This window comes from Oceanobacillus sp. FSL W7-1309, from assembly GCF_038002145.1.
Taxonomy (GTDB): domain Bacteria; phylum Bacillota; class Bacilli; order Bacillales; family Amphibacillaceae; genus Oceanobacillus; species Oceanobacillus profundus.
Genome location: NZ_JBBOBX010000001.1, coordinates 232,009 through 251,055 on the forward strand (window position 1 = coordinate 232,009; position 19,047 = coordinate 251,055).

Consider the following 19,047-nt stretch of genomic DNA (forward strand, 5'->3'; position numbering starts at 1 on the left):
GTTTAGATTTTCCTTTTAACGAAATGTCCATTTTGCTCATCATGTTGTATTTAGTTTCCTTTTACAGAATTCTTAATTATTAAGTTTGACACAACTTTCTTTCTATTACATAATTATTTTATATCGTTTATTTTAAAAAAGCATTTTACATAAAGTAAAATAAATCATTTTTTTATTTTACAATTTGGAGGGCAGTCCATGGAAAATTGGAAAGTAACTATAAATGATATATTAGGCAGAGACATATTTAAAAATGCGAAATTAATTGCTGGGGAAAAGGGAAAAGATCGGGAAATAAAATGGTCACATATTTTAGAGATGGAAGCGTTTGATTCATTTATAAATGGAGGAGAATTAATTCTTACTACAGGATCTAACATCGAATTTGACTCACCAGCAGGAATACCTAAGCTAAATAAACTAATTGAAAAAGATGTCGCTGGAATTTGCATTGAACTTGGAACACATGTGAAAGCAATAGCACCAGAAATTATAGCATTCGCTAACGAACACCATTTTCCCATCATAGCTTTTTCACAAATTGTTAAATTTGTAGATATCACCCAGGATTTACATACGATTATTATCAATAGACATCATCAAATGCTCAACCACCTCCATGTTCTCTCGAATCAATTTAATGAATTATCTTTAGAACCAAACGGTATTTTAAAAATCCTAAAAAAACTGTACGATCTATTTCATGCTACTGCTTTACTTATAACCGATGATAAAAAAGCATTTTACTACCCGCTTAAACTTAAAGAGCGTACTGAATTTATGAACTTGATAATGAATAATTCTATAAAATTGGAACCATATAAAGATCATCTATTGGATAATGAATATTACACTACTTTTCCAATTAAAGGACTTGGTCATTCATGGGGAAATCTCTGTTTACAAAAGAAATCAAATGATTTGGATGAGTTTTCATTTTCCGTGATGGATCGTGCTTCATTAGCCATTGCGCAAATCCTGCTTCGAAATCGAACGATTGAAGAAAGAAAGCAAAACCAAGAAGAGGAAATTGTTCAAAAATTACTGCACGGCGAGGAATTTGAATCATCAATAGCACATAAATTCCTACCTGCTCCTGCTAATAATTGTTATTACAGACTGATTCTTATTGAAAATAATTCCATTGAAGAAAACTTGAAAGAAGAAGATTGGGAAGAGATAAAGCTACAACAGTCTATCATTCTAAGATCATTATTAAAGAAAAATGGCTTCTTCCCAGCTATGTCTGTTACCAAAAATAAAATTGCAGTAATCGCCTCTTTCTATAAGAAGAGTAATACAATAAGAGATATCGACAGTTTTACTATTCTAGCAAAGGAAATTCGCAACATTCATGAGAATCATATTTTTCACGGAGATCATTATGGCATTGGGATAAGCAGTCTTCAAAAAGATTATAAAAAAATAGCTACATGCTGTCATGAAGCAAACGAAGTACTTTTTATTCAGAAAAAGAAACTCTTGGATACGCTATTCTATGAAGAGATAGGGGTTTATCGTCTTTTATCGAAGCTTAACCAAAATGAATTAAAAGCTTATGTATCAGAGTATTTAGGTCCTTTATTAGAATATGAGGAAAAAATAAAGGGTAACCTGCTTTTAACCCTTTCTATATTTCTCGATACCATGGGATCCAAAAAAGAGACTTCTGACCGGCTTTATATTGTACGGCAAACGCTTTATCACCGTTTGGAAAAAATAGAAGAGTTACTTGGTGATGACTTTATGGAACCAACTAAAAGACAGGCGATTGAATTGGCAGTCAGCGCCTATAAAATGCTAAATAATACGGAATTCTAAAACCGAAAGAAAATAAAGGAAAACTCAAAAAATAAGTGTGGTACCTATCACACATCATCTTAATTTGCAGAAGGTATCACGCTTATTTTTAAAATAATTGCTCTCCTATTTACTCGTTATATAGACGTTACGTGGACTGCAGGACGCTGACCCTGATTCCATTTCCCATCCAATGCTCGTTCAATCTGTGCTCCTAGTTGCAGAAGCAATCCATCATTTCCTTGACGTGCAAGGGCGTGAATTCCTAATGGAAGCCCGCTTTTAAGCTTAGCCATCGGTAACGAAATACCCGGAAGCCCACAAAGGTTAGCAATCGAAGTATAAGCAAATATGCTCCATAGATTCTCAAACCAATCGTACACAGATGGGTTATCACTAGTAGTCAAATATTCCTTCGTTCCAATTTTCGGTGTAGGTAATGCCATTGTTGGAGTTAGAATGATATCCCAAGCTTCAAAAAAGCTGCCTAGACTACGGGAGGTTTGATTAAAGGCAGCTTGCATTTTCGCTCGGTCCGTATAGGAAGCAATACGCCCTTCTTCCCATACTTTAATACACATTGATTCAATCAGTTTGACAGGTGGCCGTTCTAAGTTTTTTTGCTCCAGCAACTCTGCAATCACTTGTGAAAAATTCATGATATAGCATGAAGTCTGCGCTTCGTAAGCAGTATGGAAATCAATATCAGGAATAACCCACTCGACGTGATGACCGAGTTTCTCAAGAAAACGTGCTGTCCGCTCCAATTCAGCAACAATTTCCGGTGTAGCCCGATAATCTCCCCACTCATGCGAAACCGCGATACGCAGCTTCTCTGGATCCCGATGAATAAGCTCAGAGTACGGTTCTTTCGGCATCCAATAAGGCATAAACTCGCCAGGTGCCCCACCCCTGCAATTATCTACAAACGCAGCAGTATCACGAATCGTACGTGAAATGCATCCTTGAGCAGAGACAACTCCCATTAAATCCGAACCAGCAGGTCCTACCGAAAAGACTCCACGAGATGGCTTTAAACCAATATTTCCGTTTACACCAGCAGGTATTCGAATCGAGCCACCACCATCAGTCGCATGTGAGAGTGGAACGATACCAGCAGCAACCGAAGCTGCCGTGCCAGCAGAAGAACCACAGGTCGTATATTCAAGATTCCAAGGATTTCGTGTTACGTAGACTTCTGGATTCTCTGCTGAACTGCAGAGCCCAAACTCAGGTGTTGTCGTTCTACCTATAATATTAAGACCCGCTTTACGGATCTGCTCGGTCAGGAAGCTGTCAGCTTGAGAACGATTTCCTTGCATAAAAAGAGAGCCCATCTCTTGCAGACGCCCTTTGACAGTGGGGCCTAAATCTTTCATTAAAAAAGGTACTCCCGCGAATACCCCATCCGGATTTGTTCCATCTTTCATAGGTTCATTAATCGCATCATCAAAAACTTCAATAACAGCGTTAATTTCGGGATTTAAGGCTTTGATAGCAACGGTAACCTGCTTGGCCACCTCTTGCGAAGAAATTTGTCCATTCTTTACTAATTCAGCAAGACCGATGGCATCAAGATCAGCCCATTCATCCCAGTTCATCACTTTTCCCATAAAATTTCTCCCCTTTAATCCCGCACTGATTTGATGGTTGTACGTTAGAATTAATCATCATTATATAAAGCGCTTTCATTAAAAAATTAGTACAAATCTATTGTTATTCCTATCCTACAAGAGATTCATTTGATTTGCATTTTACAATGTGTCTAATAATTTCCATATTTTCATACAAATTGTAAAGATCACCGTATTATTTGCAGCTTAACCTTTTAATAAATAAAAAGTAACAATAAAGATGCATAACCAGAAGATCGATTATGCATCCTCCTTCATATTATTTAATACGATTACATGGTTTCCCTTTTATCCAGGATAACTTATTATCTGTTAAATTCATAACGATACTAAACACGGTTTCCATCCCGGTTAGGGCAGATTCTTCGTCTGTATCGTTCGTAACATGACTACAAATAGAATTCGGATAATTATCATGATTGGATAGGAAGTGAAATAGATCTTCGGCTTCTAAAGCTTTTTCTTTTAAATCTTTTACTTGGTTACGAATTGTATCGAATCGACTGTAAGAGTTTGGTACTACCTCTTCCCTGATGAAGTCTCTCATTTCCGTTGAACAGAGGTGATTGGTATGGACAAGCGTCCCATTTGTTGCCTCAATTCTTGCAGTATGAATTGGTGATACTTCCAAGCTTGCTGCATCTCCCGGCTTCGATGCGATTAAAAAGTGTGCAGGAGATGCCATTTGATTACGATCAACTTTAGAGATAGCTTCTTCAAATGATTCCGATTCTAAAATAGCTCTTAGCCCTAAATGAATAGGAACTTTAGGCTGCCATGTATTGGTTACTAATGCATTGAGACATACACCAACACCTGCACTGTTGCAGCCGATTTTTCCAATAATACCAGCCTCTGTAATCATCTGTACTGTTGGCAAAGTGTCCTGCTGAATTTCAAGGTGAACTAAAGAGTCTATTTGTGCACCTTTCCAATCCCAGTTTTGTGCTAACCATGTTTTAGATGTTTTCGGTTTCGTTAATGCAAAGGAAGTACAACCATCTGGTGCGGTGCTTAATGCAATCTCACTTCTAGCGTTCAGTGCAAGTATATCTTCAAATTGTACTGCTGCTCCTTTAGCTAATCCTTCCATCTCCTTCATGTAATTTGCATTATATTTTTCAATTGCGGAAACATGTAATAGTGCTTTATTGCATGCTTCCTTCCAGGAGATTCCAGATGTTTCTTTAAAGAGCTTTTCATACGTTTGTAAGCTGCTGTGCACCTGCTCTTTTGCAAGGCTGCCATGTTTAAATCCTATTTCATATGATGTTCCTGATAGAGTAAGAACGGTATCTACATTTGGCAGCAATCTACTCATGCTTGGACGCCAACCTTAGAATTTCTATATACGATATCTCCGTCAATCATCGTCCATTCTACTTGAACATCTGGTATGTCATCGTAAACAAATCCACCAATGGCAACCCTGCCACCCGTTACCATCTCCATTTTAAACTCTCCTTTTAATGATGCGGAATCTAGCATTTATATATAATTTATTATCGATACCATCTAAAAACTGCTTAGGTTTTTCAATATAATATATTACTGTTGTGAATTGCAAAACGGATACTTTACATGCTTACAATCCAATTCTCTCCTGTGAGGTTTACTAAATAAACCTTATGCTGAGTACATTTTTTGCTTGGAATCATTAGGTATTACAATCCAACGATTAAACAGATCTATTAAAAATCCTATACCAAACATAAATAACAAGGTGCCTGGACCAAGACCAGTTATGTGTTGTCGAAAAAGAATTATAAGAATACTGATGGATAAGGGAATAGCTGTGCAATAGATTGTTCCTAATGTATAATTTTTCATTAATTTCCCGAACGCCTTCAACAAATAGTCAGACGGCAAGTATACATTACTCGATTGGAAATAAATACATAAGGCAACTGCAATCAGGCTGAGTCCTATGAATAGGTATAGATAACGAACCACAGTTTCACCCGGTACATACACAATTTGATGGATATACAAAAACAGATCAACTAATATTCCAAAAACAAAAGTAAGAACGATACTTTTGATAATCATTTCAATCGTGAATTTTATTTTCATCAAATAGCTTAGTAAAAAAGATAGAATGTTTAGCAAAATAATACAACCGCCAATGGAAAACGGTAATATGAAGGCAAGATTTTCACCTGCAGTTGCCCAAGGAGCGCTTCCTAAGTTGGCTATTATCATAAAGCTATTTCCTAGTGCGTTTAACATAATCGAACATACAAACCATAATGAATTTAATGATAATCTTCTCATATTGCCCTCCAATAATCCCTGATTTTTAAACGTACGATTAAAAACACTGATTCGTTCAATTTAAAAACAGGAGTAAATATTCAATTATGAGAAAGCAAATCTATTCAATTAAAATATCAAACTGGAATCTAAATGATGTAATAAACAGAAAATCTATTACCAACACACATGTTAGTTTAACTCAATTTCATTTTTTTCTGTATCAGGAAACTGAATAAATTTTAAAACCTGACTCTATCATTCTCATTTCTTTAGCTAATATTATCTAAAACCAAATGTCGCTTACCTGATGTCCGTATGCAATCGGATCTGTGGGGTCAGTCCCCAGCTCCATAATGCCAGTTATCCATGCTTGGCCGGCAATGGTAGGTACTACTGCATCTTTTCCACCTATTTTAGTGTATTCAACGATTCGACTTTCAAATTTTGTCCCAGTAATGGATTGATTTTCAAATCTTTCTCCTTTTTGAATTTGCCCCTTTGCTGCCATTACTGCCAAGCGAGCGCTCGTACCTGTCCCGCATGGTGACCTATCAAGCCTACCATGTAACACAACTGTCCCATTTTTACTTAATAAACCTGTGTCACTCCGTTTAACAGCGCCTTCAAAGATAATGTTTGATACACCACGTATTTTCTTATTTTCAGGATGAATTACTGTAAGTTGTTCATTCACTGCTTGCTTAATTTTTTGACCTACCAAGCACATTTCATGGGCCTCATTCGGAGAAATCTGAAAACCAAGCTTTTCAGCATTAACATGCGCGAACATCATGCCACCATATGATGTGTCGACACTTAATGTTCCAATTCCAGGAACTTCGATGCTAGCACCTAGATCAATAACAAAGGCTGGTACATTCGTAAGCTTGACTTGTTTCACCTTTCCATTTTCACATGTACAATCCACACGAATTAAGCCTCCTGGTGCATCAAGGACCAACCTAGTTACAGGCTCTTTCATGGGGAGGATTCCTGTCTCTAAAAGAACAGTGGCCACACACATCGTATTTGAACCTGACATAGGTGGATATTCCGTACTTTCTAATATGACAAAGCCCATATCCGCCTGTGGGCTACAGGGAGATAATAGTATATTGGCATTATGAAATGGGCCACCACGAGGTTCAAACAGTAACATTTGCCTAATTTCGTCCAAATGCCTCTCTAGATACTCCTTTTTTTCAAACATATTTTCACCGGGAATATGTGGAACACCGCCCACAACTACATTTCCCACCTCGCCCTCAGCATGTGCACCTACCACACTGATTTTTCGTGACCACCTCATTGAAAGTCCCCCTTTTTATTTCAATAATTTCTTATCAGCATTTACATATTGATGTTTCATCAAAGATTAAAAGTGATTCTTCGTATTAAACTTCATCCATGTTAATGCTTTCCACCCTACTTTACCGAGTATCCTCCATCAATAAACAGATGCGTGCCCGTTATAAAAGAAGACTCATCAGATGCCAGAAAGACAACTGCTCCCAAAACATCATCCGGCTTTCCAATTCGATTTAACATCGTAAGCGCAGCTTCTCTTGCAACAACTTCTTGATCTTGTAAGCGTGCACCGGTTAAATTTGTTTGTATCGTTCCCGGGGCTATGGCATTAACTCTAATATTATGGTCACCTAAATCCATTGCCATATGTCTAGTCATCGAAGCGACAGCTCCTTTGGAAGCACCATATTGAACGGCATTCGGTTCAGCCAATACGGAGGTAGTAGAAGAAACATGGATAATGGATCCTTTTCCTTGTTCAACCATTACTCGTGCAGCTTCTTGGCTGCATAAGAATACCCCTTTTGCATTTACATCCATAACCCTGTCATAATCTTCCTCTGTCAATTCTAAGAATGGTTTTCTAATTGTAATACCAGCATTTGCCACCATTATATCCAGACTAGAAAATACCTCCAATGTGTGAACAACTAAATTATTTACGGAATCTTTCTTAGATACATCCACCTCAACTGCCTGCCAAAGTTCTTGATCATATCCAGAATTTTTGGCTTCTCGCTCAGCACTTTTAATATCTATATCTGCAAATACTACTTTAGCCCCTTCTCTGAGGAAACCTTTGGCTATTGCAGCACCATTTCCAGAACCAGCTCCAGTTACTATTGCTACTTTATCTTTCAATCGCATAATCTCTACCCCTTTTCATCCTTATATTTTCCGAATCTTTCCATCACTTTGATCGTTCTTATTTTTTATCTGCTCTTCCCAGAAATCTGCGTTTTTAATACCAAGCTTAATTGGATCAAATACTGGGTCTTTGCCAGCTTTTCTTTGTTCCTTATAATCTTTTAACACCGCGAGTGCTGGTTTACGAAGAAGAACAATGGCGAAAATATTAAGATATGCCATGCTCCCTAGACCAATATCACCTAGTGCCCATGCTGTACTTGTAGCAACGATGGAACCAGTGAATACAAAAATTAACACCAAAAACTTTAATACATCTCCAGTTAATCGTTTATTTATTTTCTTATTACGCATGATATATGCCAAAGAAGTTTCTGATTTATAATAATAAGAAATCATCGTTGTAAAGCAAAAGAACAACAAAGCAATCGCGAGAAATGGATACCCAAATCCGGCCAGAACATTATCGACAGCTAATTGAACATTTGTAGCACCTGCCTCTACTCCAGGGATATTTGTAACAACGGCTTCTTCACCGATCGGATGGACATTAAACATCCCGGTTATCAAAACCATAAACGCTGTAGCCGAACAAATTATCCATGTATCTATATATACCGCTAAAGCCTGTACTAATCCTTGTTTAGCAGGATGAGATACTTCAGCAGCAGCGCCTTCAAAAGTTTCACCACCAGATCCAGCAGCATTGGAGAAGAATCCGCGTTGTACGCCCCAAGCAACAGCAGAGCCAACTAATCCGCCAAAAGTTGAGTTGATACCAAAAGCACTTGAAATAATTAAATTAAAAACTTCAGGAATGAACGTAAAGTTTACAATTAATACAATGATACATACAACGAGATAGCCAATCGCCATAATAGGCACAAGGAACTCTGCTGTTTTAGCGATTCTTTTCGTTCCACCAAAAATAATCATTGCCAATACGATTACCAAAAACAATCCGATAAAAATTGGCTGAATTCCAAATGCTCCTTGCATCGATACTGCAATTGTATTCGATTGAATATTCATTAACAGAAATCCGTTTGCCACGATGGTTAGAATGGCGTATGCGACAGCTAATTTTTTATATCCTAACCCTTTTTCGATATAATAGGGTGGTCCACCGCGATATTCTCCATCTTGTTTACTTTTATAGATTTGTGCTAAAGAAATTTCAATAAATGAAGTTGCAGCGCCTAAAAATGACATCACCCACATCCAAAAAACAGCACCAGGTCCACCTAAAGCAATCGCGGTTACAACACCAGCAATATTTCCCGTCCCTACTCGACTCCCTAATGACATCGATATTGCTTGAAAGGATGACACACCACTTTTTGAATCCTTCCTGCTAAATACTAATTGAACCATATCTTTTAAGTGGGTTACTTGGACAAATCGCGTAATTATGGTAAAGAATAATCCGATTGCTAAAAAAGCATAAATAAAATACTGATTCCAAACCAATCCACTAAACCAGCCTACTATTTCTCCCATAAATAGCCTCCTATTGACATTTGGTTTTAAATGACTAATCTCAAGTGAAAATAACCGCATTTATTATTTTAATTTTCTGAAATTTAATCATGTAATAAAATTTAATCTGATGAGTGAATTTCATCATGAATTATTTAACAGTGATTTAAAATCGTAATATCCTTAACATACATCTTATGTTGATTTTGAAGGCTTCCAATAATGACATCAGACACATCATCAGGGTCCATAAAGCTAGCTAACCGTTCCTCATCCATGTCTTTTTCCCATAGATCAGTTCTCATATTTCCCATGTAAGCAGAATGAACTTTAATATTCGTATTTGCTAATTCCAGTACAATCGCGTCAGTGAACCCACGAACTCCAAACTTACTAGCACTATAAACACTTTCTGTTTCCTTCGCTACTTTCCCAGAGCCAGACACAATATTGATTATTTGTCCTTTATTTTGTTCTTTCATATATGGCAATACTTCCTGTGTACAAAATATCGTCCCTTTTAAGTTAGTATCTAGCATTTGGACGATCTCATCTTCTTCCAACTCATCTAAATACTTAAAAATCCCCACCCCAGCATTATTAATCAGATAGTCTATCGATCCATGAATACGCTTAATTTTTCCTATTACTTCCCGTACACTTTTTTTAGATCTCACATCTATTTCATAAAAGGAAGTGTCGCCTTTTATTTGTGATGCACTTTGAATTAATTTTTCTTTTGATCTCCCTAATAAACATACGTGACTACCTAGCAGTGCAAATTTTTTCGCTAAAGATGCTCCTAACCCACTTCCGGCACCAGTTATTACAACAGTTCCATAGTCCATACCTTAATCCTCCCTTCCTGAAAGAAGCCACACTTGCAAATATGCAACTCCTTTCAAGCAAACTTTAAAACATTCTATTTGGATAATTTCTATCTCGGAGATAATGTTTCTTTCTTCTTTACAGCTCCACCTAAATTTTAATTTCATCTATATAACTTTGCGATCTTTTTTGGAAACTTGTTCTACTTTTGACGCAATTTCTTCCCTTGAACCATATTCTTTCTCCCAAAATTCTGCTCCTTTAATTCCAACCTTACTAGGCCTGAATACAGGGTCTTTACCTTGTTTCCTCTGCATTTCATAATCCTTTAAAGCTTTTAATGCAGGCTTTGTTAAAAACAAGATAGCTATCATATTTAACCATGTCATGACCCCAAATCCTAAATCACCAAATCCCCATGCTAACGAAGCTGAATTCGTACTATTGTAAAACACAGTAACTAAGAGCCCGAACTTTAACACAGTTAACGGCCAAGTAACTTTTACTTTGCGATTACGATTCATATATGCGAGGCTTGTTTCTGCTTTATAGGAATACGTAATCAGACTTGTAAATGCAAAGAAAAAAATTGCAATCGCGACAAAAGGACCGCCAAGACCGGGTAAAACAGATTCAACTGCTAGCTGTACATTACTAGAACCTGCTTCCACCTCACCGATATTATTCACAACCGTTGTACCATTCGCCAATTCTACGTTATACATGCCTGTGATGATGACCATGAAAGCAGTTGCCGAGCAGATAACCAGTGTAGTGATATAAACAGAAAGCGCTTGCACCAAACCTTGCTTTACAGGATGAGAAACTTCTGCAGCTCCCGATTCAAACGTTTCACTACCAAACCCTGCAGCATTGGAAAAGGCACCTCGCTGTACGCCCCAGGCAATTGCGGAGCCAATAATTCCTCCAAATGTAGCGTCAGGGTTAATTGCGCTAGAAAAAATTAATGAAATCACATTCGGTATTTCCGTAAAGTTAGCAAGTAGAATAATAATACAAATGACAATATAACTTATAGCCATAACGGGTACGATGATCTCAGCGGTTTTTGCAATTCGCTTTACGCCCCCGAAAATAACAGCTGCAAGCAATAGCACCAGAAAACTACCCGTAATGATTGGATTAATTCCAAGTGCTCCTTCAAGAGAAAGAGCAATTGTGTTTACTTGAATTCCAGGTACTAGAATTGTCATGGAAATCATCGTAACGATAGCAAAGATTGCAGCGAACCATTCCAGATTTAACCCCTTGCCAATATAATAAGGAGTCCCGCCTCGATATTCTCCATCCTGTTTAACTTTATATATTTGAGCAAGTGTCGTTTCTATAAAAGCAGTACTTGCTGAAAAGAAAGCCATTACCCACATCCAAAATACTGCCCCTGGCCCACCAAGCGTAATTGCGGTTGCTACTCCGGCAATATTACCAATCCCAACTCTGCTTCCTATAGACATGGATAAGGCTTGAAAAGAAGACACTCCTGCATTCGATCCATTGCCAGTAAACGTCAGCTTAATCATTTCTTTAATATATCTAATATGAAAAAAACGAGTAACAATGGAGTAAAATAATCCAACGCCTAAAATAAAGTAGACCAATGCTGGACTCCATATAATCTCATTTAACAAACTAATAAAACTATCCATAGGATGCCTCCTGGTTTAACATCACCTAATAAGATTCTAGTATACTGCGTGAAACTTATTAGGTGATTAGAACATTTTGAGTTTACTGTTTTCTAAAGGTTGTTTCCTTTCTAGCTTCTAGTAAACATTGTAACTTTGACCTGTTTGCGCTCCTAAGATACTCTTTTTAAATGCAAGAGCAACACTTTTCGATTTAACAGGTTCTGCTCCTACAAATATAGAACCATATTTATCGATTGATTCTTCAACTACATTCGGGCTTACACTATTAATACGAATTCCTCGTGGAAGCTCGATAGCTGCTGATTTAACAAAGGCGCGAACACCGCCATTTGCCATAGCTGATGAAGCCGCCCTCACCAGAGGATCATCCATCAAGATACCAGTGGTTAATGTAATACTTCCTTTATCTTGAATATATTCCAAGCCTAGAAGCACCAAATTGATTTGTCCTAAAAGCTTACTATTTACTGAAACAAGATTTTGTTCAGGAGTCATTTCTTCAACTAACCCGAAATGCGCTGCACCTGTTGCACATACTAGGGCATCAATATTACCAACTTCTTCAAACATTTTTTGAATGCTTTCTGTTGAAGTAATATCAACCTTTACTTCTGAGCTATTGCGACTAGCCTGGACAATTTCTACATCATCACCTTGCAATTCATTTACTACAGCTTTTCCTATTGTCCCACTTGCACCTACTACTAAAATTTTCATTTCTCCACCTCATTTATTTTTCAATCTATATTTCTATTTTATGCCTACCAATAATTCTCTCAACTATTTCTCTTTAGGAAATCGATCGTTTTGGACTTTCCATATTTCTGTCTTCTAATTCAAATTCTTGATAGATTAAATCTCTTGCTTCAGCAATGTTTGGCTGGAACTGTATTAATGCTTCGTCCCTTTCCTTTCTAACCGCCGCTACAGCCTTTTCTATAAGCGATTCCATCTGAAGCTTATTGCCATTTATTTCAGAGGCAATGGTAAGACCTGCCACAGTACCTTGCGCCATTGCAATCTTTGCATTCTCTACTCCAGTTATATTGCCTGCAACAAAAAGATTTTCTACATTTGTCTCCATTCGCTCACTATGAATTGGAACATGGCCTCCCAACTCCCGGACATATTTAAACACACAACCTGAAAGCGCTGCCAATTCGGGTAATGGAGCTAATCCACCTGCTATACAAACAAAATCAGCTTCAATTATCTTCTCCGTATTTGAAATAATTTCTCCGTTTGGTCTAACATTTACTGTCTTAACACCTGTGACCTTGCTCTCTCCTAAAATTTCTGTAGCTGCAGTTTTTATTTTTATTGGAATATCAAATAACTTTATGCCATTTTTAGGATAAAATTTGACTGCAAAACTTGGATGAATATACTTTGCAACCTTACCAGCTTGCCGCAATAAAACAGTTGGAGCCATGTGCGTAAGTCGCATGAACGATTCCATCACTTTTTCAGGAGTCCCATTATCTGATAGATTAGTGTTCGCTTGTGGGATAATAATTTCTTTAACGTCTACTCCACAAAGTTTTAATTCGTTAGCTATTGCAATTGAAAGTACATTGGCACCAATAATAACGCATGTATTGCCTGGTTTAACCCGATGCACATTTCCCATCACTTGAGCAGCGCCAATGGACATAACACCAGGGATAGTCCAACCTGGAATTGGGTTTGGGACTTCCGTTGCTCCTGTCGCTAATAACAATTTATCCGTTTTTTCAATTCCTTGGGAAGTATAAGCCTTCCATCCAAACTCGGATTGTTCTAAATCATATACAGATACACCGCATTCTATCTTAACTCCTAAGTGAACTGCTTTTTCATGAAGTCCAGTTGCAACCTCTATTCCATTCCACCAATTACCTGTTGACTCTTGATGAAGTTGCCCAAGTAGTCGGCCTCCAACTTTCGTAAATTCATCAATTATCTTTACCTTCAGGCCTTCTTCTGCAGCTGCAATTGCTGCATTTAAGCCAGCGGGACCGGCTCCAATAATGAGTAAATTCCACAACTTCATCCACTCCTTTCGTCAAATCCAGTTAGTGAATCAATTTTCATCCCATTATAGATAGGAGTAATACATGCCCGAACTACTTTTCTTTCCTCTAACTTTACGCGGCATTCATAACAGTGACCAATATTACAATAGATTCCTCTCTCTTTGCCACTTACTTCGTGTTGACGAAGAGCGTATATCCCTTGCGCCATCATTGCTGATGCAATCGTGTCACCTTCATATGCCTCATATGGTTTTCCATTAAAATAGATGGTAATCTGATTCCGCTCTGTTTGTTTTCCTAATACTGGATGATTGTCAATTCTCATTGTCATGTTTTCCACCTCCAAGCACGGCGAAAGTTGCTGGACGTATTGGAGAACGATAGCTAAGCTGTACTTCGTCTTTAATAGGTTCCTTGTTAGTTTCCGCAACAATTTGATCAATCACATTCCGACATGTTCTTCCTCCACAGTATCCCATCCCTGCTCTTGTACGCAATTTCACTTCCCGTGAGGAACAGGCGTACTGATGTACCGTATCTTGGATTGTCTCTAATGTTACTTCTTCACATCTGCATACAATTGTTTTTTCTACCGCCATAAATAACCCTCCTATCAAATGAAACCGTGATATGGTTTCTGGGTCGTTGCCATATGCGCCCACTTTATCATGGTAATAAAGTCAAAGACCGGAAGTCCTGTTGCACGCTGGATATCAGAAGCATATGGTGGCAAATCACTGCATTCTAGTAAGATCGCAGCAATATTTGGATTCTCTTCTATAAGTTCCAAAGCAGCATCAACGACTTCTTCTCGTAAGATATTATTATTAAAGCTTCCTCTGCTTTCAACTATAGCTGAAAACTCTGGTAGCTCCCCTAAACCTTTAACTTTTACATAGTCTGAATTCGTTATGCCACAGCTTCTAAATAAGTTTTCCGTAATTCCATGAATATCCGCAGTCAACATGCCAACTTCCTGATTAATTTTTAAACCTGCTTTTATCCATGGCAGCTGAATGACACTTGATAAGTAGACGGGTATATCAACAGCATCTGCTACCTGTTCTTGGAAATTACCAAAGAATCCACAAGCCGCACAAATGGCACGTGCTCCTTCCGCTTCCAATTGTTTTGCTGTTGCAATAATATCATCGACCAGCGTCGGATCCCCAATATGGATTCTTTCTTGCGTGCAATTTGGTACAACTTTCATCACTACAGGAAAATCATAGGTCGATAGATTTGCTACATTTCCAGGAATTGTTGGATACCAGCAGTTGTCTAAAAATAAAATCCCAATAGAGAACCCTGATACATACATGCCCTTTTTCATCGAAATAATACCGCACTCTTTTTCCTTACCTAAATACTCATGTTCTCGTTCTCTATCCAACTCTTGCAAGTTAATCATGGCTCCTCCTTATTGTTTCAGAGAATGACTTTTCTCCGAAACGATTCATCTATTTATTTTAGAAAAGCTCTACTGATACTAATTCGAAACAACAGATTTATCCAGTTCGCTAACTTCATATCCTAGCTTTATTAGTTCTTCTTTAATTTTCGTTTTTATTTCTTCAGTAGGTTGTGTTAAAGGTTTTCTCACCTTTCCACCTTTTATACCAATCAAGTCCATCCCTGCTTTTACCGGTCCTGGATATGGATTGCCTTCAGCCTCCATCAGGCCATAAATACCTGATAATTTCTGATTCAAAGCACGTGCTGCATTTATATCGCTCTTTCGGGCTACCAATTCGTAAAGCTCTACAAGTTCCTTAGGAAGCAAATTAACGAGAATTCCAAAAGCACCCTGACCTCCAATTGAGAGAGAAGGAAGAATAAATGGTTCTTCACCGGTAAAGACAGTAAAGTTTTCAACATTCTTCGTTATAGCTAGAACATCACAGAAGTGGCCAAAATCCGCAGATTCTTTAACACTTACAATGTTTTCTTCCTGACTCAACTCATAGATCAATTCAGGTGAAAGGGAAACGTTAGTTGCTCCTGGATAATTGTAAATGACAATTCCGACACTTGATTTTTCAGCTATTTCCTTATAAAATGCACGGATTCCTTCTTCACTTGTCTGTTGATAATAAGGAGGTAGAACAAGCCCCCATGCCGCTCCACATTCTCCAGCATAATTCGCAAGTTCGATTGTCTCCTCGGCAGTCGCGCATCCAACACCTGCCATTACAGGCACTCTTCCTGCAGCATACTCACAACCAGCCTTGATCAAACTTTTGCGTTCCTCTAATGACATCACATGGTATTCTCCTGTTGTGCCTCCAACGAGAAGACCATGAACTCCATTTTCAATTTGAAAGTCGATTACTTTCTTATAATCCTCAAAATTAATCGTTTCATCTTCATTGAACGGTGTAATTAGCGGTACAATTATACCTTTTGGTGCAATACTCATTAGTAATTCCTCCCCATGTTTTTTTATGAAATAATAGCTTCTTTATAACGCGAAAATCTGAGACGACTTATATCGAAGTCTGTTTTTTCTCCAGAAATTAATTGGGTAATCATTTTTCCAGTAATAGGTGCCATACTAATACCGTCCCCTTCATGCCCGCTAGCAATATAGAAGCCTGGAACTTCCTCTACTTCAGACACAATTGGCAAATGATCAATTACCCAAGGTCTTATTCCTGCATACGCACGTATACAATTTACATCCTTTAAAACTGGCAGAAAACGCATCGCCCGTTCAGCAATTCCTCTAATCACTTGATTTTCTGACCGAATATCATATCCATTAAAAGCGCGGTGCCCACCTACGAGATAGTTATCCGCATCTGTTGGCTCAATCGTAAACGCAATATTATGATCTTCTACCAACTTACTAACGTCTCGCTTATAATTGATATCCTCAAATTTGGAAAGCATATAGCCAAACTCATGCACTTTTTGATTCACAATTCTATCCGTCTTTTCTGTTACTAGAATCATTCCTTTTCTTGGACGAATCGGAATATCGATTCCAACCATGTCACCGATTTGGCTTGCCCATACACCAGCACAGTTTACAATTCGTTCGGTTCGGATTATTTCTTTGTCTGTTATCACTTTTTCAATACGACCATGAACTCCTCTGCCAATCTCTCTAACTTCATGATTCGTAAAAAGCTTTAGACCATATTTCTTTGCTTCTTCTATAAAGGCGTAACAGACTAAATAAGGGTTCATTGTTGAATCAACTTCCGTCCAAATCCCACCAATTAAATCTTTGGCTAATTTAGGTTCAATCTCGAGAAGTTCTTTTTGATCAACAATTTGCATACGGTATCCATCACTTCTCTGCTGTGCAGCGTACTCTGCAGCAATCTCTAATTCTTGCTCCGTTTCACATACATATAAACTACCTCTGGAAGAGAATTGAAAATCAAAGGATAATTCTTTGGCCAATTCTTTATACATTTGAATACTTTTATAGCCTATATCTGTATCAATCCCAGGCTTTTTATCACTAATAAGTGCTACTGCATCACAACGACTGGAGGTTCCGCTTGCAATATCTCCCTTCTCTACTAATCCAACCTTATATCCGGCTTTTGATAGATAATAAGCTGTGCTGCAACCAATAATTCCAGCTCCAACCACGATAATATCGAAATTCATGAAGCCCGCCCTCCTTTCGTTAGCTGTTCTTTCTATTTAAATGTGTCTAGCCTTTATAAAAACCAGAAGGCTTTACTTCAAGGGCAATATTTACTTGCTTTTTATATAGATACTCTTCAAAACCATATGTTCCTAAATCTCCACCTAAACCGCTTTGCTTGTAACCACTCCAGGGCGCTTCATTAAAAGTCGGGTGGTACGTATTAATCCATGTAATCCCTGCTTGCAACCTGCGAATCACGCGTTGTGCTTTTGCACCATCATTTGTAAATACTGCTGCTGCAAGTCCAAAGTCTGTTCCATTTGCTAATTCAATTGCTTCTTCCTCCGTTTCAAACACTTGAATAACAAGAACAGGTCCAAAGATTTCCTCTTGAACAATGCGCATATCTGGAGTCGTATTCGTAAAAATCGTTGGTTCAACAAAGTTACCTTTTGCGAGATCCCCTTCAGTTACTTGCTTGCCTCCACATAAAAGTTCTGCGCCCTCTTCTTTGCCAATTTCCACGTAATTTAATACGTTTTCCATATGAGATATCGATATAAGTGGTCCCATTTCAGTAGTATCATCCCATCCCGGCCCGAGCTTAATCTTCTTTGCTCGTGAAACTAACTCTGGTACAAACTTGTCATAGATGCTTTTTTCAAGGAGGAGCCGTGAACCAGCTGAACATACTTGACCTTGGCCTGCGAATATTCCTAACAGTGCATAATCAACTGCTGTTTCAAAATCCGCATCAGCAAAAACGATATTCGGTGATTTTCCACCAAGTTCCAATCCAACTTTTTTTAGCGTATTTGCAGCATCCTTCATAATTTGCTTTCCTGTCGATGTTCCCCCAGTAAAAGATATTTTTTCAACATCAGGGTGATTGATTAATTCATTTCCAACAACAGAGCCAGATCCGTGTACTAAATTTGCGACTCCATTTGGCAGACCAACCTCATCGATAATTTCAAACAGTCGAATTAACGTTAGTGGTGTCTGGGTGGATGGCTTAACGACTACCGTACATCCAGCCGCTAATGCGGCCGACATTTTTTGCGCTGCCATTACGAGTGGGTAATTCCACGGAACAATAATTGCAACAACTCCAATCGGCTCCCGTATAACCATTGCTTGAATTTCATCTGGTACTTCATATGTCTGTCCATGCGGCTTTGTAGCGAGGCCAGCATAGTATTGGAATTGATTAATAGCATCTTCCACATCGGTAATTGAATCATCATAAATTTTTCCATTATTTAATGTCTCAAGCATCGCAATTTCGTCTTTGCGTTCTTCTAGCTTACTGGCAATTTGGAGCAGATAATCTGCTCGCGTACGTGCATATGTGCTTTTCCAGCCATTTTTATAAAAGGCATCTTTAGCAGCTATCACTGCTTGATTTACTTCTTCTATCGTACCTTCCGTGACACTTCCAATTACTTCATTCGTTGCAGGGTTGATTACCTCACGTTTATTATTCGAAGCGCTTACTTTCCATTCCCCATCAATATACATACCTTCCACTGTATCCTTATCGCGTAAGACAGACATATTATGAGCTACTGTATTTAACATTT

General features: G+C 38.1%; 18 protein-coding genes. 1 reads left to right on the forward strand and 17 read right to left on the reverse strand.

Features of this window, described 5'->3' with window-relative positions; genetic code table 11:
* Positions 1–198: 198 nt before the first annotated feature.
* Positions 199–1,821 (forward strand): PucR family transcriptional regulator, encoded by a 1,623-nt coding sequence (locus tag NST46_RS01030; protein ID WP_341136595.1) that lies wholly within the window; start codon positions 199–201, stop codon positions 1,819–1,821.
* 116 nt (positions 1,822–1,937) lie between these two features.
* Here the strand turns inward: NST46_RS01030 and NST46_RS01035 are convergent, their stop codons facing one another.
* The 17 genes from NST46_RS01035 to NST46_RS01115 all read right to left on the reverse strand — a co-directional run bounded on the left by NST46_RS01035 (position 1,938) and on the right by NST46_RS01115 (position 19,045).
* Positions 1,938–3,413, reverse strand: a complete 1,476-nt coding sequence (locus tag NST46_RS01035) for an amidase (protein ID WP_341136596.1) — start codon at positions 3,411–3,413, stop codon at positions 1,938–1,940.
* A gap of 280 nt (positions 3,414–3,693) precedes the next feature.
* Positions 3,694–4,755, reverse strand: coding sequence for a C45 family peptidase (locus tag NST46_RS01040; protein WP_341136597.1), 1,062 nt, complete (start codon positions 4,753–4,755; stop codon positions 3,694–3,696).
* The gene (locus tag NST46_RS01045) at positions 4,752–4,886 is read right to left on the reverse strand and encodes a hypothetical protein (protein ID WP_341136598.1); all 135 of its coding nucleotides are present in this window, start codon (positions 4,884–4,886) and stop codon (positions 4,752–4,754) included. The genes NST46_RS01040 and NST46_RS01045 overlap by 4 nt, the downstream gene beginning before the upstream one ends.
* Before the next feature lie 174 nt (positions 4,887–5,060).
* Positions 5,061–5,708 (reverse strand): hypothetical protein, encoded by a 648-nt coding sequence (locus NST46_RS01050; RefSeq protein ID WP_341136599.1) that lies wholly within the window; start codon positions 5,706–5,708, stop codon positions 5,061–5,063.
* 265 nt (positions 5,709–5,973) lie between these two features.
* Positions 5,974–6,999: a proline racemase family protein gene (locus NST46_RS01055; RefSeq protein ID WP_341136600.1), complete on the reverse strand. Its 1,026-nt coding sequence runs from the start codon at positions 6,997–6,999 to the stop codon at positions 5,974–5,976.
* A gap of 116 nt (positions 7,000–7,115) precedes the next feature.
* A complete protein-coding gene (locus NST46_RS01060; protein WP_095310979.1) occupies positions 7,116–7,865 on the reverse strand; it encodes an SDR family NAD(P)-dependent oxidoreductase in 750 nt (249 codons plus the stop codon).
* A gap of 21 nt (positions 7,866–7,886) precedes the next feature.
* Complete coding sequence (locus tag NST46_RS01065; protein ID WP_341136601.1) at positions 7,887–9,365, reverse strand: alanine/glycine:cation symporter family protein; 1,479 nt, start codon at positions 9,363–9,365, stop codon at positions 7,887–7,889.
* Between the two features lie 134 nt (positions 9,366–9,499).
* Complete coding sequence (locus NST46_RS01070; protein WP_341136602.1) at positions 9,500–10,192, reverse strand: SDR family oxidoreductase; 693 nt, start codon at positions 10,190–10,192, stop codon at positions 9,500–9,502.
* Positions 10,193–10,339: 147 nt separating this feature from the next.
* The gene (locus tag NST46_RS01075) at positions 10,340–11,839 is read right to left on the reverse strand and encodes an alanine/glycine:cation symporter family protein (protein WP_341136603.1); all 1,500 of its coding nucleotides are present in this window, start codon (positions 11,837–11,839) and stop codon (positions 10,340–10,342) included.
* A gap of 117 nt (positions 11,840–11,956) precedes the next feature.
* Positions 11,957–12,559, reverse strand: a complete 603-nt coding sequence (locus NST46_RS01080; RefSeq protein ID WP_095310985.1) for a short chain dehydrogenase — start codon at positions 12,557–12,559, stop codon at positions 11,957–11,959.
* 73 nt (positions 12,560–12,632) lie between these two features.
* Entirely contained in the window at positions 12,633–13,868 is a 1,236-nt protein-coding gene (locus NST46_RS01085) for an NAD(P)/FAD-dependent oxidoreductase (protein ID WP_095310987.1), read from the reverse strand.
* A 2-nt stretch (positions 13,869–13,870) separates the two neighbouring features.
* Complete coding sequence (locus NST46_RS01090) at positions 13,871–14,188, reverse strand: (2Fe-2S)-binding protein (protein ID WP_095310988.1); 318 nt, start codon at positions 14,186–14,188, stop codon at positions 13,871–13,873.
* The gene (locus NST46_RS01095) at positions 14,172–14,456 is read right to left on the reverse strand and encodes a (2Fe-2S)-binding protein (protein WP_095310990.1); all 285 of its coding nucleotides are present in this window, start codon (positions 14,454–14,456) and stop codon (positions 14,172–14,174) included. Before NST46_RS01095 ends, NST46_RS01090 begins: the two co-directional genes overlap by 17 nt.
* 14 nt (positions 14,457–14,470) lie before the next feature.
* Entirely contained in the window at positions 14,471–15,268 is a 798-nt protein-coding gene (locus tag NST46_RS01100; protein WP_095310991.1) for an aspartate/glutamate racemase family protein, read from the reverse strand.
* Between the two features lie 78 nt (positions 15,269–15,346).
* Positions 15,347–16,276 (reverse strand): 4-hydroxy-tetrahydrodipicolinate synthase, encoded by a 930-nt coding sequence (gene dapA, locus NST46_RS01105; protein WP_341136605.1) that lies wholly within the window; start codon positions 16,274–16,276, stop codon positions 15,347–15,349.
* A gap of 23 nt (positions 16,277–16,299) precedes the next feature.
* Entirely contained in the window at positions 16,300–17,481 is a 1,182-nt protein-coding gene (locus tag NST46_RS01110) for an NAD(P)/FAD-dependent oxidoreductase (RefSeq protein WP_095310995.1), read from the reverse strand.
* A 46-nt stretch (positions 17,482–17,527) separates the two neighbouring features.
* Complete coding sequence (locus NST46_RS01115; protein WP_341136606.1) at positions 17,528–19,045, reverse strand: aldehyde dehydrogenase family protein; 1,518 nt, start codon at positions 19,043–19,045, stop codon at positions 17,528–17,530.
* Positions 19,046–19,047: the final 2 nt, after the last annotated feature.

Bases quoted from the DNA above. Each gene is read 5' to 3' on its own strand.
- NST46_RS01040 (WP_341136597.1), bottom strand. From the start codon at position 4,755: ATGAGTAGATTGCTGCCAAATGTAGATACCGTTCTTACTCTATCAGGA.
- NST46_RS01095 (WP_095310990.1), bottom strand. From the start codon at position 14,456: ATGGCGGTAGAAAAAACAATTGTATGCAGATGTGAAGAAGTAACATTA.
- NST46_RS01100 (WP_095310991.1), bottom strand. From the start codon at position 15,268: ATGATTAACTTGCAAGAGTTGGATAGAGAACGAGAACATGAGTATTTA.
- NST46_RS01065 (WP_341136601.1), bottom strand. From the start codon at position 9,365: ATGGGAGAAATAGTAGGCTGGTTTAGTGGATTGGTTTGGAATCAGTAT.
- NST46_RS01035 (WP_341136596.1), bottom strand. From the start codon at position 3,413: ATGGGAAAAGTGATGAACTGGGATGAATGGGCTGATCTTGATGCCATC.
- NST46_RS01080 (WP_095310985.1), bottom strand. From the start codon at position 12,559: ATGAAAATTTTAGTAGTAGGTGCAAGTGGGACAATAGGAAAAGCTGTA.
- NST46_RS01045 (WP_341136598.1), bottom strand. From the start codon at position 4,886: ATGGAGATGGTAACGGGTGGCAGGGTTGCCATTGGTGGATTTGTTTAC.
- NST46_RS01030 (WP_341136595.1), top strand. From the start codon at position 199: ATGGAAAATTGGAAAGTAACTATAAATGATATATTAGGCAGAGACATA.
- NST46_RS01075 (WP_341136603.1), bottom strand. From the start codon at position 11,839: ATGGATAGTTTTATTAGTTTGTTAAATGAGATTATATGGAGTCCAGCA.
- NST46_RS01115 (WP_341136606.1), bottom strand. From the start codon at position 19,045: ATGTTAAATACAGTAGCTCATAATATGTCTGTCTTACGCGATAAGGAT.
- dapA (WP_341136605.1), bottom strand. From the start codon at position 16,276: ATGAGTATTGCACCAAAAGGTATAATTGTACCGCTAATTACACCGTTC.
- NST46_RS01110 (WP_095310995.1), bottom strand. From the start codon at position 17,481: ATGAATTTCGATATTATCGTGGTTGGAGCTGGAATTATTGGTTGCAGC.
- NST46_RS01055 (WP_341136600.1), bottom strand. From the start codon at position 6,999: ATGAGGTGGTCACGAAAAATCAGTGTGGTAGGTGCACATGCTGAGGGC.
- NST46_RS01050 (WP_341136599.1), bottom strand. From the start codon at position 5,708: ATGAGAAGATTATCATTAAATTCATTATGGTTTGTATGTTCGATTATG.
- NST46_RS01070 (WP_341136602.1), bottom strand. From the start codon at position 10,192: ATGGACTATGGAACTGTTGTAATAACTGGTGCCGGAAGTGGGTTAGGA.
- NST46_RS01090 (WP_095310988.1), bottom strand. From the start codon at position 14,188: ATGACAATGAGAATTGACAATCATCCAGTATTAGGAAAACAAACAGAG.
- NST46_RS01060 (WP_095310979.1), bottom strand. From the start codon at position 7,865: ATGCGATTGAAAGATAAAGTAGCAATAGTAACTGGAGCTGGTTCTGGA.